The sequence below is a fragment of the Paenibacillus lentimorbus NRRL B-30488 genome (genome assembly GCF_000411595.1).
GTDB lineage: Bacteria > Bacillota > Bacilli > Bacillales > Bacillaceae > Bacillus > Bacillus velezensis.
The window spans coordinates 95,899-109,739 of the sequence record NZ_ANAT01000018.1; the positions used below are offsets into that span (position 1 = coordinate 95,899).

General features: G+C 44.8%; 7 protein-coding genes and 6 pseudogenes. 2 read left to right on the forward strand and 11 right to left on the reverse strand.

The features are described 5' to 3' along the window. The first annotated feature begins 24 nt into the window (after positions 1-24). Positions 25-192 carry a hypothetical protein gene (locus D368_RS20135; protein WP_003155026.1) on the forward strand — a complete coding sequence of 56 codons (168 nt, stop codon included), beginning with the start codon at positions 25-27 and terminating at the stop codon, positions 190-192. A gap of 37 nt (positions 193-229) precedes the next feature. On the opposite strand, the gene pepF is transcribed toward D368_RS20135, so the two are convergent. From pepF to mecA, 3 genes and pseudogenes are all read right to left on the reverse strand, one after another. Then, entirely contained in the window at positions 230-2,059 is a 1,830-nt protein-coding gene (gene pepF, locus D368_RS10505; RefSeq protein WP_003155028.1) for an oligoendopeptidase F, read from the reverse strand. 227 nt (positions 2,060-2,286) lie between these two features. After that, positions 2,287-3,447 carry a competence protein CoiA family protein gene (locus tag D368_RS10510; protein ID WP_128574781.1) on the reverse strand — a complete coding sequence of 387 codons (1,161 nt, stop codon included), beginning with the start codon at positions 3,445-3,447 and terminating at the stop codon, positions 2,287-2,289. Positions 3,448-3,596: 149 nt separating this feature from the next. Then, positions 3,597-4,252: pseudogene (mecA, locus tag D368_RS10515) on the reverse strand (adaptor protein MecA). A gap of 274 nt (positions 4,253-4,526) precedes the next feature. Here mecA and D368_RS10520 point away from each other — a divergent pair. After that, positions 4,527-5,183, forward strand: coding sequence for a TerC family protein (locus D368_RS10520; protein ID WP_003155033.1), 657 nt, complete (start codon positions 4,527-4,529; stop codon positions 5,181-5,183). Positions 5,184-5,240: 57 nt separating this feature from the next. On the opposite strand, the gene spx is transcribed toward D368_RS10520, so the two are convergent. The 8 genes and pseudogenes from spx to D368_RS10560 all read right to left on the reverse strand — a co-directional run bounded on the left by spx (position 5,241) and on the right by D368_RS10560 (position 13,391). Further along, positions 5,241-5,636, reverse strand: a complete 396-nt coding sequence (gene spx, locus D368_RS10525; RefSeq protein WP_003155034.1) for a transcriptional regulator Spx — start codon at positions 5,634-5,636, stop codon at positions 5,241-5,243. 178 nt (positions 5,637-5,814) lie between these two features. Next, positions 5,815-6,392: pseudogene (locus D368_RS10530) on the reverse strand (GNAT family N-acetyltransferase). Between the two features lie 116 nt (positions 6,393-6,508). After that, positions 6,509-7,692 (reverse strand): annotated as a pseudogene (locus tag D368_RS10535) (putative glycoside hydrolase). Positions 7,693-7,798: 106 nt separating this feature from the next. After that, positions 7,799-8,714, reverse strand: a pseudogene (gene oppF / locus D368_RS10540) (oligopeptide ABC transporter ATP-binding protein OppF). A 3-nt stretch (positions 8,715-8,717) separates the two neighbouring features. After that, positions 8,718-9,782, reverse strand: a pseudogene (locus D368_RS10545) (ABC transporter ATP-binding protein); the annotation flags it as partial. Between the two features lie 12 nt (positions 9,783-9,794). After that, positions 9,795-10,711: pseudogene (gene oppC / locus D368_RS10550) on the reverse strand (oligopeptide ABC transporter permease OppC). 3 nt (positions 10,712-10,714) lie between these two features. Then, positions 10,715-11,650, reverse strand: a complete 936-nt coding sequence (locus tag D368_RS10555) for an ABC transporter permease (RefSeq protein ID WP_003155043.1) — start codon at positions 11,648-11,650, stop codon at positions 10,715-10,717. A gap of 106 nt (positions 11,651-11,756) precedes the next feature. Further along, positions 11,757-13,391, reverse strand: coding sequence for a peptide ABC transporter substrate-binding protein (locus tag D368_RS10560; RefSeq protein ID WP_128574784.1), 1,635 nt, complete (start codon positions 13,389-13,391; stop codon positions 11,757-11,759). Between the last annotated feature and the right edge of the window lie 450 nt (positions 13,392-13,841).

The window sequence follows — 13,841 nt, forward strand, 5'->3', positions numbered from 1 at the left end:
ATCAATAAACAAGGAGGGAAATCAATGCTCCGCACCGTATTGATCATCGGAATGATTGTGTTTTTCTTCTTTTTAAACCTGCTGGCCATGATGCACATGCTGCCGATTTACATTACATCTCCCCTGCTGTTTCTGTCCATATTGTTTGCCCTGTACCGGCTGAATCACCGAAAAACGTTTAAGGGGTTTTAGAAAAAGCCTGCGCATTTAATGCACAGGCTTTTTTGAATTACGAAGGGTTCACTTTCGAAAGAAGCTCTTCCATTTCATTCAGTTTCTCTTCAAACATTTTGCAGGCCGCCTCGATCGGTTCAGGCGATGTCATATCGACCCCCGCTTTTTTCAGTATGTCGATCGGATATTCCGAGCTTCCCGCTTTTAAGAATTCGGTATAGCGCTCCACCGCAGGCTTGCCTTCTTTTAAGATCTGGCTGCTCAGCGCTTGGGCCGCACTGTAGCCTGTCGCATATTGATACACATAATAATTGTAATAGAAATGCGGAATTCTTGACCATTCCAGACTGATTTCTTTATCAATCACCATGTTGTCACCGAAATACTTTTTATTCAGATCATAATAAAGTTCGTTCAGCAGTTCAGGCGTTAGCGGCTCGCCTTCCTGCGCTTTCGTATGAATCAGATGCTCAAATTCAGCGAACATCGTCTGTCTGAACACTGTGCCTCTGAACCCTTCAAGCATGTGGTTGAGCAGGTACAGACGCTGTTTTTCATCCTTTAAGCTGTTCAGCATATATTCACCGAGCAGCGCTTCATTAGTCGTTGAAGCGACTTCAGCGACAAAAATGCTGTAGTTACCGTACGGATACGGCTGATATTTTCTCGTATAGTAGCTGTGCACGGAATGGCCGAACTCGTGAACGAGCGTAAACAGATTATTGACATTGTCATGCCAGTTCATCAAGATGTACGGATTCGTGCCGTATGTACCGGACGAATAAGCACCGCTGCGTTTTCCTTTGTTTTCGTATACATCGACCCAGCGGTTTTCAAGTCCTTCTTTTAAAATAGACGCGTATTCCTCGCCCAGCGGAGCAAGTCCTTTGAGCATATAATCTTTCGCTTCCTCATATGTGACCTTCATTCCCGAATCTTTTACAAGCGGTGTGTACAGGTCATAAATATGGACTTCATCAAGGCCGAGCACCTTTTTCCGCAGGTCAATGTAACGGTGTAATAACGGAAGATGTTTATTGATCGTTTTGATAAGGTTATCGTAAACTTCTTCAGGAATGCTGTTATTGGATAACGCCGCTTCCCGTGCTGATTTATATTTTTTCACACGGGCGTAAAAATTATCTTTTTTCACAGTGCCGCTGAGTGTAGTCGCCATCGTGTTTTTATACTGTCCGTATGTTTTATATACGGCTTCAAATGCGTTTTTGCGGACTTCACGATTGCTGCTTTCCAGGAAATTAATAAAGTTGCCGTGTGTGATTTGAGTTTCCTTGCCGTTTTCATCCTTAATCGACGGAAACGTAATATCGGCGTTATTTAAAACGCTGAATGTATTGGAAGGTGACGACAGCGCTTCTGAGGCTTCCGCAAGCAGGGCCTCTTCTTGTTCGCTCAGCACGTGCGGACGCTGTTTTGTAATTTCTTCAATTGCATGGGAGTAAAGCTTAAGCTCCTCTTTTTCCAGAATAAACTGGTGCAGCTTGTCCTCCTGAATCGCCAGAATTTCCGGTTCAATGTAAGCAGTCGCGCTGGCAGCCTGAGAATACAGGCTTGCGGCTTTGTCGTTCAGCCCTTGGTAGAAAGAATTTCCCGTATCCTGGTCTGAGCGCATATGTGCGTATGCATAAAGTTTCCCAAGGCGGTTCGTCACTTCATCCTGTGCCGTAAGCGCCGCGTATAAATTATCAGCCGAATGAGCAAGCGTGCCTTTAAAAGAAGATAAATTCGGAATTAATTCTTTAACTGCTTGAAATTCTTTATTCCAGGCCTCATCACTAGGAAAAATATCCTCTAGTCTCCATGTATGCTCTGCCTTTACTTCACTTCTGTCAGGCAGCTGTGCTGCTTTATTTTCCTCAGTCATGGTGATCCCCCTCGTTTTCTTTACTTCAAGCCAATTGAAAAAACGATTGTTTCTCCAAAAACTTGTGTTGTGATTATCTTCCGGCTTTTCACTGCCTTTTGTCAAATCATATGCGGCATATAAGACCGAGCATACCAATAATACAGTGAAAAAACGAAAACAAAATGCTTGTACGCCCCTCACATTCGCCACCACCTTGACGTTAGGGTGAACGAAATGAAGCATTCTCATTCCCCAAAAAAGAGCAGGTCCCGCCGGCGCAGCTCTTCTGCCGTTTGAGGGCGCTTCTGCTGAGATGAGGGCATATATACTTCATTCTCAATTTCCCTTAAAAAATCCTGCAAGCATAAGAAATCAGCATATTGTTTTACCGCCATTCCGATAAGGCTGTCTTGTGAACCATACCGCATCCGGATCTCCTTATGCCTGATTTTTTGCCGTAAATCATGAACCATGCCGGATAATCGGATCGGAGCGCCTTTTTCAAAAAGTTCCGCAAGCCGCAAGTATAAATGGCTCTGCCACACAAAAACGGGACTTGCAAACACAAAGCCCGCTGAAACGGGAATAAACACTTCAGAGGGGAGAAATGGAAATGCAACCTGATGTCTTTCGTAAAAAAGACGCCGGATAAGACCGGCATCTTCTGATAAAAACCGCCCGCTTTTGTTGCGGAAGCCGGCAACGGCACGCCCCCACGAGGGAAGTCTGACGCTGTGCCGCCCTTCCGGATGACAAATGTCTTTCAGGTTTGCTTTGTGAAGAGGGATTGTGGTTAAGCCGGCATAAGAATAGCCGGTGTAAAACGGAGTGATGGAATGCAGCCTGTAAAAGGAGCGGACGTCGGGGCAGTAAAACATTAAGGAGGAAAATGAATTGACTTCAAAGAACTGCCAGTGAAAAGCAGAAAGCCGGAAAAATTGCGCAGCCATCCGTTTTAACCGTTTTGCCCCGATGATCCAGACCGGCCGGTACCCGGCACTTTTCAGGCCTGCCGTCCGGCTCTTTAAAGAGTCCGCCGAAAGGTTCGCACATTGAAATTCAAAAGCCAGCCTCTCTTCTCCGCTTTCTGCCGTCAAGTCAGGCCGCTGTCCAGCGGAAGTCAGATACGGTTCCAGGCTGACACTGCACCCTTGTGTCTTCAGCCAGAGAAAAAGCTGTCTTTTTCCTTCCAGATGGTATTCGCTTTCAGGTTCGGATTCCCCGGGACACAGCCTGCTTTTTTTATGAGCGAAGTGCGGCAGTTTCTCCCGTCCCAGTTTGATATCAAGCTCACTTTTGCAAACGGGGCAGAACCAGCGTTTCTTTCTCAGCTCGGCCGCTTTTTCCTTTGAATAGCTTCCGGCCAGCTGAATGAGCCGTCCGTCGGCAGTCACAGCACTGAACATGTTGCATCTTCTCCTTTCCTGAATCTTGTTGTATTCAGCAGGAAGAAGGCATAATCCTGTTTGCGGATGAGAGCCGTTATACGGTTTTCAGCCGTTCATCCTGTCATTCAGAACAAAAAAACCGATTTCTGCTGAGAGAAATCGGTTTGTTATGATGCAAAGTGTTTTTTATTGTATATAACGCATGATCAGCGATCACCAATTTGCCGTATTCTTCAAGACGGTGAATGCTGACTGATGATTCGTGCGCGTACTCCAACAGGATGCTTAGCTGATTTTCAACCTCTTCATCAGTTTGCTCATAAAAATCTGCATATAAATAATATCGGTCTTCAAACGAATACAAGGTCGTTTTGATTCCGTTAAGATTCAATTTTGATAGCGAGATGAGATCCTCAAAATCATCGAACCGCAAAGTGAACTGAAGCTTTTGCTCCTTATCTTCCCGGCTCTCGGCCTGCTCTTCTTTCTGGAAATCATCAAGTAAAGCATCGAGATTTTCATCTGCCGGCTCTTGTTTTTTATCTTCCGGGATCGGCAGTTCGAGTTTTTGTCCGTCCTTGGAAAGCTGGGCTTTTGTTACGATTATTTCCAGTCCTTTGTCCAATGCCTGAACCTGAATCCAAAGAGGACCCTCGACAGCGAATTCCTCTTCATCATGCACTTCATCCATGACTTCCCAGAACAGTTCTTCACTGCGCTCGCGATTGTACCAGATTTCTTCTCTGTCAAAACCGCGATCTTCAATATCACCATAAGACATATAAAATTTTACAGTATGCTCATTAATTCTTTCTATTTCCATTTTGCCAACCTTCCCTTCTTTATAAGATGTTGAAGGGACATCTAAGCTCCCGATGAATAGTACTTTACTACACTTTACCCATTCCGTCCACATCTTAACCTTATAGAAGACAGCGCAAATTCTTTATATTTCTATTTTATGATAAAACAGTTATAAAAGAAATAAAAAGCATTTTCACACTGAAAAACAGGCTTTCTCCCGGTTCCCATCATAAATAGCGCACTGCTTCATATATTAGCTGTACAAGCAATCGATCTATAAGCGAGGTGTTACCATGCCGCACGATTACCTGCTGTCCCTTCTGCTCATTATCGGGATTGACCTTATTCTCGGCGGTGACAATGCCGTCGTCATCGCGATGGCCAGCCGGAACCTGGCCCATAAACAAAGACAGCAAGCGATCATCTTCGGAACGTTTATCGCAGTCGTCTTGAGAATCGTTCTGACGAGCGCTGCGGTCTATTTATTGAATGTTCCTTTTTTACAATGCGCAGGCGGGGTATTTTTATTGTATCTCGGCTATCAGCTTCTGATTGAGAAGAAAGATGCGCAGCATGTGAAAAGCAGTTCTTCTCTTTGGAAAGCCATCCGCACAATCGTTCTGGCTGATATCTTTATGTCGCTTGACAATGTCATCGCAGTAGCCGGCGCTTCTCACGGTGAGCTGACACTAGTAGTGATCGGTCTCTTCATCTCGGTGCCGATTATTATTTGGGGCAGCAAGCTCGTTCATGCCGCCATGGAAAAAATGCCTTTATTGATGTATGCCGGGAGCGGTCTTCTCGCATTTACCGGCGGTGAAATGATTGCCGGAGACAGCAAGCTGTCATTTTTCATGGCAGAACACGGCATGATACAGATGATGCTGCCGATTTTGACCGTCGTTTTTGTTATCCTCGCCAGTATGATTTACCAGCAGACTGAAAAATAACAAAAAGCCCAAACCGCGATGGTTTTGGGCTTTTTCCATGCTTATCGTAAGCTTATATCAGTTAGCAAGACGCTGTGCTTCTCTTAATTGGAAAGAACGCACTTTTCTTGGCAGGAATCGTCTGATTTCATCTTCGTTATAGCCGACTTGCAGACGTTTTTCATCAATGATGATCGGACGACGGAGCAGTCCCGGATGCTCATTGATCAAAGTATATAAGTCTTGAAGCGGCATAGATTCAACATTTACGTTCAGTTTCTGGAATACTTTAGAACGGGTAGAGATAATTTCATCCGTACCGTCTTCAGTCATACGCAGAATCTGCTTGATCTCATCAATTGATAACGGCTCGGAGAAAATGTTTCTTTCTACAAACGGAATCTCGTGCTCTTCAAGCCAAGCTCTTGCTTTTCTGCATGACGTACAGCTAGGTGATGTGTATAATGTAACCATTAATCTTCACTCCTCTAATTAGTAGGATGAACATGTTTGTATTCTCAAATTGAAATGACTTTAAAAAAGGAATCTTTATAGGTATTATACTATAAAAAAGTAAGTGTGAACAGTCTCCTGAGAAAAAAATGTTTCAATCCGGCAAATTTACGGCTGGCGGATGTTTCCCCATTCTCAATTAGCTCAGCTGATCGAAAATGTTTTTTGTTTTTTCTCATCAATGACTTTGAGAACTTCATCCGTTTTTTCGTATGATTCTCCGTACCATTTTTCATCTTTATAAGTGTGAATGTTTTCATATGTCTGTTTCATCGCTTCAAATATTTCTTCTTCTGATTCCGTCTTAGGTGACCAGTACAGAATCTCCATTTTGTTCACTTCATTCGTAGCCAATGACCGGCGCCGATACCCGATTGACTGCGCGTGCTTGAAATGCTCTCTTTGATAAAAACGCAAGCGTTTCTGTGTATCCGTGTCATCCTCGTCAACAGGCTCCACCTCAAGCAGAATCGGCTTGTTCTTCTTTTTCAGTCTGCCGATCAGCTTGCTTCCGAGGCCTTGTCCTCTGGATTTCTTTGACACAAACAGGTAATCAATAAAGATGAAAGAGTCAAATTCCGCATACATCAGCACGTGGTACTGCCCCTCTTCTTTATGATAAACATCGCTTTGCTCCTTTAACAGAGCTTCCATATGCGCTTTTGATTTCATTTCTTCAATCGGAAAATATTCACTCAGCTTTTCGTACCAGTTCATTCATTTGCTCCTTATGGGTTCGTTGTCTTCACACTTTTAGATATACCCCATTTCCGATTGTTTAAACAATCTTACATCTATTAAGACGTGTGATCCCTTAACATGGTTTCAATTTTTTAAAATGGTGTGTAATCGACGTTTTTGGTATAACGGTTTGCCGCGTCCCACAATAAAAATTCGTCAATTCCTTCATCATGCAGCGCTTTAACCTGGTCTTCCACCTGGCGTTTCCCGTACTTTTGATAATTTCCGCTGCCGAGATATGATGCCGTGAAGTCCTGAAGCCACGGGCGCGATACAGGCCGGTGTTTCAGCTTAGACAGCTTTTATTTTCCACCTTCGCGTATTCTTTGACGACATTGTAAGGCTCAAGATCCGGTTTATCAATGCCGAAATAGCTTGTCCAATGGCTCGGATAAATCATGGATGAAATGACATCGACCTGGTCTGAAATTTTGCTGAAATTCTGGCCGATACCAGGCGCTTCCGGCAGCGTGGCTGAATAGCCGAAAATATCAACCGACACATCCGCGCCGTACGGCTTGAGTTTTTCTTCGCATAACCGACAAAATCGGTGACGGCGTGAACGCGTTTTTGCACATTGCTGTCTGCTGTTTTTCCGTAATCGCCGTGTCCGTATGTCAGTTCGTCATCACGTTTTTCAAATCCTTCAGGAAAACGGACATAATCAAACTGAATTTCTTGAAACCCCATCTTTACGGCTTGTTTTGCAATCTTTACATTGTAATCCCATACTTCTTTCATAAACGGATTGACGAACGATTCTCCGCGGCCGTTTTTCCAGACACTTCCGTTTTTTCTTTAAAGGACCACTCGGGCTTTTTGTTCGCGAGTTCGCTGTCTTTAAATACGACAATACGCGCGATCGGATAAATCTTTTTTCCTCCAGCTTTTTCATCATCTTTTTTGGGTCTTTGATGTACGGCTTGGCGATTTTGGCATATTCAGAATGGCTGTCCGGCTTAAAGGTGAGGTTTCCGTTGTCGTCCTTGACATCAATCACCATTGTATTGAGCTCCGTTTTGTCCACAAAGTCTGTCAGCTCCCCGAATTTGCTTCCTCCCGCTGAATGTCCTGTGACGTAAATGCCCCGCACCTTATCAGGATGTGAAAAATGCAGCCCTGACGGATAAGCGAACCGTGCATTTGATTTCGGCAGTTCTTTTTCAGCCAGCGCTATTTTTACAAGCGGCTGCTCCTCTTTCACAGCGGCGCGGGCCGGATAAGCGGCTGCACTGATAAACAGTCCCGCACAAATGGCGCACAAAATGGTTTTCATACTGATCTCCCCCTTTTTTTCCATTATAGAAAAACGGGAGCAGGCTTAATAAACTTGAATGTGCGCAAAAAAATCCTCCAAGACTGAGTCTTGGAGGATGATACGTTTATAGATAGGTTTTAAATTCAGCTTCTGTGCACATGACAAAATGTCCCGGTTTCACTTCTCTAAATTCCATTTTTTCTCCTTCTTGGAGCTGATGAACTGCCGGATCGTATTTCTTTCGCACGCGATTTCTTTCATAGTCCGGATCAGGAAGCGGGATAGCGGACAGTAATGATTTCGTATATGGGTGAAGCGGATTTTCGTAAAGCTCATCCGCCGGCGCAAGCTCCACCAATTTTCCGAAATACATGACGCCGATGCGGTCGCTGATGTATTTAACCATTGATAAATCATGGGCGATAAACAGGTAAGTGAGCCCTTTTTCTTTCTGCAATTCTTTCATTAAATTGACGACTTGCGCCTGAATAGAGACATCAAGCGCCGAAATCGGTTCATCCGCGATGATAAACTCCGGATCAACCGCCAGCGCTCTGGCGATTCCGATACGCTGCCGCTGTCCGCCCGAAAATTCATGCGGGTAGCGGTTGGCGTGCTCTTTATTTAAACCGACCGTTTCCAGCAGTTCGTGAACCCGCTGCATCCGCTCTTTTTCGTTTTGCCAGGCGGTGAATATCTATTCCCTCGGCAATAATGTCGGCGACTGTCATTCTCGGATTTAAAGATGCGTACGGATCCTGGAAAATCATCTGCATTTTCCGGTTAAACTCCAGCAGCTTCTTGCGGGATTTTTTCCCATGGACATTTTCCCCGTTAAAGAGAACTTCCCCTCCGGTTGCCTCATACAGCCGGATAATACTGCGGCCCGTCGTTGATTTACCGCAGCCCGATTCGCCGACAAGGCCGAGCGTTTCACCTTTATAAATATCAAATGACAAATCATCTACGGCTTTTACCGTTCCTTTCTGCGTGAAAAAATGCTGTTTTAAGTGTTTGATTTCGAGAAGTTTCTCAGTCATTTTTTCACCTTCCTTCATTAAAACAGGATGTTGATACGTATTCGGAAGCTGACGGATTTTAGCCTTCACCGCTTCAGGCGGCTCGACCTTAGGCGCATCAGGATGCAGAAGCCACGATTTCACAAAATGCGTATCAGACACTTTATACATCGGCGGTTCCTGTTCAAAGTCAATTTTCATCGCATATGAACTGCGGAGCGCAAATGCATCCCCTTTCGGAGGATTCGTCAGATCAGGCGGCGTGCCCGGGATGGCCGTCAGTTTTTCCTGATCGGTGCTGTCCAGACTGGGCATTGAAGCAAGCAGCCCCCACGTATACGGATGGCGCGGATCATAAAAGATTTCATCCACCGTGCCCGATTCGACGACCTGACCCGCGTACATGACGGCGACCCGGTCGGCGACATTGGCGACAACGCCGAGATCATGCGTGATAAAAATGATAGACGTATCAATTTTCTTTTGCAGATCTTTCATCAGCTCAAGGATCTGTGCCTGAATCGTCACATCAAGCGCTGTGGTCGGTTCATCGGCAATTAACAGTTTCGGATTTGCCGCAAGCGCCATCGCGATGACGACACGCTGTCTCATACCGCCTGAAAATTCATGGGGGAATTGGCCGATCCGTTTTTCGGGCATCGGAATTCCGACGAGATCAAGCAGCTCTATGGCGCGCTTTTTCGCCGCTTCACTTGAGATTTTTTCATGTTTGAAAAGCACTTCCGTAATTTGTTTGCCGACTCTCATCGTCGGGTTCAGAGAGGTCATCGGATCTTGGAAAATCATTCCGATGTCCTTTCCTCTTATAGTCTGCATTTCTTTTTCGGACATCGGCACGATATCGCGTCCGTCAAAAAGAATCTGTCCTCTTTTAAAGTAGCCCGGCGGCATCGGGATCAGCTTCATAATCGCTTGGGAGGTCACACTTTTTCCGGAACCCGACTCCCCCACGATCGCCAGCGTCTCTCCTTTATTCAAATGGAAATTCACCCCGCGGATTGCCTGTACCTCTCCGCCGTATGTTTTAAATGAAATGGCTAAGTCTTTTACTTCTAGCAAACGTGTCACTCATATCACTCCTTATTTGCGTAACTTAGGATCCAGCGCGTCTCTTAACCCGTCGCCGACAACGTTAAAGCCGAACATCGCCAGGCAGATAAAGCCGGCAGGGAAGAACAGACGCCAAGGGTAATAGGTTAATGCAGGCAATCCGTCTGAGGCCATCGTTCCCCAGCTCGCAAGCGGCGCAGGTACGCCGAGGCCCAAATAACTTAAAAACGCTTCTGTAAAAATCGCCGTCGGAACCGTCAGTGTCATCGTTACGAGGATAGAGCCCATCGCGTTCGGGACGATATGCTTAAACAAAAGCCGGCCGGTTTTGGCACCGAGTGTCTGTGAAGCAAGCACATACTCCTGATTCTTTAATTGCAGGACCTGTCCGCGGACGATTCTCGCCATATTGATCCAGCCCGTGATCGTCATGGCGACGATAATGGTGAGCAATCCTTTCGGCAGGACAACCATCAGCAAAATAACCATTAATAATGAAGGAACAGCCCACAGAATGTCGGCGATGCGCATCATCACTTCATCTGTGCGTCCGCCGCGGAATCCGGAAATGCTGCCCCAGATTACGCCAATCAATAAATCAAGCACGGCAGCTGCGACACCGATAAAGATGGAAATCCGCGCGCCCACCCATGTCCGGACGAATATATCCCTTCCAAGGTCATCCGTGCCGAACCAATGATCTTTCGACGGCGCTTTATCCGCATTTAATAAATTGGTAGTCGCATAATCATACCTTGAAAAGACAGGCGCAAAAATCGCCATCAGAATAATAAGAACGATCAGTACGAACCCGACCATCGCAAGCTTATTGCTGCGGAAGCGGAGCATGGCGTCTTTCCAGAGGGAAAGGCTTTTTTATTTATTTTTTCGGCATCGCCGGCATTAGCTGAAGCTGGTTCAAACATATTTTTAGGAATGTTCTGCATGGTCTAGGCTCCTTTCTTTGCTTTAGAAAGCTTGATTCTCGGATCGATTAATCCGTACAGCACGTCTACAATTAATACGCATAAAAGCAGGAGCACGCTGAAGAACACGGTAACTCCCATAATGACCGTATAATCACGGTTTGTAATGCTGTTTACAAAATGCGCGCCTAAACCGGGAATTCCGAAAATGGATTCAATGATGAAACTTCCCGTTAAAATGGATGCCGCCATCGGCCCCATATATGTCACGACCGGCAAAAGCGCGTTTCGAAGCGCATGGCGCACGGTGACTGACGGACGGGAAAGTCCTTTAGCTTTTGCAGTCCGTATGTAATCGCTGTTTAACACTTCAATCATGCTTGAACGGGAGAGTCTGGCAATGAACGCCATCGGCATGGAAGCGAGCGCAATGGAGGGCAGAAAGGTGTATGCCCAGGATTCCCACCCTGCGACCGGGAACAGTTCTAATTTAATTGAGAAAATATATTGCAAAATCGTCGCCAATATAAAGCTCGGAACTGAGATCCCAAAGATCGTTAAAATCGCAATGGTATAATCCTGCCATTTATTATGGTACAGGGCAGCAAGCACCCCGAAAAGCACACCGAACGCTAAAGCGAGGAGAATAGCTTCTGCACCGAGAGTGAATGAGACGGGGAAGCCTGAATTGATTAAATCATTAACACTTTGGCCTTTATATTTAAAAGAAGGCCCGAAGTCCCACATCGCCACAGATTTTAGGTAGCTGACATATTGAACGAAAAGAGGCTTGTCCAGACCATAGTGTTCGTTTAAGTTTGCCTCAATTTCAGGCGGCAGCTTTCTTTCGCCGGAAAATGGTCCGCCCGGCGCTGCCTGCATTAAGAAGAACGTGGCGGTCACAATCACAAACAACGTGATGATCATGTAAATGAATCGTTTACCGATATATTTCAGCAAGGTGAACACCTCCATGTTTTTTACAATTTTATACGTAATCAGTAAGAAAGGTATATGGGGACATCCTCCCCATATACCTTGGGTCTTTTGTTCTCAGAACCGTCTTTTATTCAAAAGAAGCGTTTCTGAAGTAAACTTCGCCTGTTCCTGTCAAAATCACATTTTTGAGGTTTTTATCCTGTACCCAAGGATCTGTATAGAAATAAACTGGCGCGACCGGCATTGCGTCAATAAAGATCTTTTCTGCTTTTTTCAGCTCTTCGATACGTTTATCCGGATCCGTTTCAAGCTGAGATTGGTTCAGCAGCTTTTTAAACTCAGGATCTTCCCATCCCGTATCATTGTTTCCGCCTTCTTTATCTCGGAACATTTCAAGGAAGTTGATCGCATCGTTGAAATCTGCGAGCCAGCCCATACGCGCGATTTGGTAATCCTGGCTGTGCAGCTTGTCGATGTACACATTCCATTCGGAGTTATCAAGCTCAACTTTGACGCCCAAGTTCTTTTTCCACATTTCCTGTACGGCCTGAGCCATTTTCGCATGCGCATCGTCCGTATTGAAGGACAGTTTGATCGCCGGGAGGTCAGAGGCATTCTTGACGCCTAATTCCTTCAGTCCTTTATCCAAGAATTCTTTAGCTGATTTGACGTCATTGTCTTTGAAATAACCTTTTGTGTTATCCTCGAATCCCTTCATTGACGGCGGCACCGCAGCCATGGCCGGGATTTGTTCACCCTGCGTCACATTTTTCACGATGGACGAGCGGTCGATCGCATAAGCAAGGGCTTTACGGATGTTCACATTGTTCAGCGGTTTCACTTCTGTGTTGAATTTGTACCAATACACGCCTGCGATCGGTTCAACGTGAAGAGATCCGTCTTTTTTCAATGTCGGCAGAGATTCAGTCGGAAGCTGGCCGAGCGGCATCCCTGCCCAGTCAAGCTCACCCGCTTGGAATTTTTTCAGTTCGGTGTTGTTATTGATAATCATCACCATGTTGATTTTCTTCAATTTCACAGAGTCTTTATCCCAATATTGATCGTTCTTTTCGAGCGTGATGGAACCGCTGTGTTTCCAGGCCGTCATTTTGAACGGGCCGTTTGACACGTAATTTTCGCCTGCGTTTGTGTTCCAGTTTTTATGTTTTTCAGCAATTTTCTTGTTGACCGGCATATACGTATAGAATGAAGTTAATTGCGTGAAATAAGGTGTCGGGTTATTCAGTTCAACCTTTAATGTTTTGTCATTTACGGCTTTTACGCCTACATCATCAAGCTTGCCTTTTCCTGTATTGGCAGCTTCAGCGCCTTTGATGTAGTAGAGCTGATAAGCGTATTGTGATTCGTTGTTCGGGTCAAGCGCCCATTTCCATGCATATTCAAAATCCTGCGCCGTCACAGGGTCGCCGTTAGACCATTTCGCCCCGTCACGAATCGTAAATGTATAGGTCTTTCCGTCTTTGCTTGTTTCAATTTTTGATGCCATTCCTTCTTCAGGCTCACCTTTAGAGTTTACGCGTGTCAAGCCTTCATAAATCTGGCGAATTACGCCTCCTGACACGGAATCATTCGCTAATCCCGGATGCAGTGAAAACGGCTCGGTTTTAATATTGATATTAAGTGTAGTCTGTCCTTTGGTGTCTTTTTTACCGCCGCCTGGTCCGCCGCTGAATCCGCCGCACGCACTTAATATAAGCGAGAAGATAAGCATCAAACCTACAATAGACCAACGCTTTTTCATGCACTAACCCCCTAATCAATTTTTCAGCCTTTACTACTAAATACTCAGAAATATCAGACAAAATAACTTAATATTTTTCTAAACTTTAATTGTGTTCCGTCTTTTCTGATTATTTTATGTAAAGAAGCTGTAACAATAGAGTGAACAAGTTCATTATAATGAAATGAATAATTTATTGCAATACTATTTTCTCAATTTAAAATATTTAAATTTGGTCAGTTTTTCTGTCAAAAAGGTGGTACACTTCTATAGTTTAAAGCATGACCTAACTAAATTTTTTATTGTAATTTCCAGTTCATATTGCTTTTTACATATAATATTCGTTATACGAAATGTTGATATATGTTATCATTTAAGCATTTCCTGTTCTTTTTGAGGATTTCCAGCCCTTAAGCAAACTGGAAATAAGCTTGTACCTCTGATGACATTTGGCTATAATTGATTTATAAT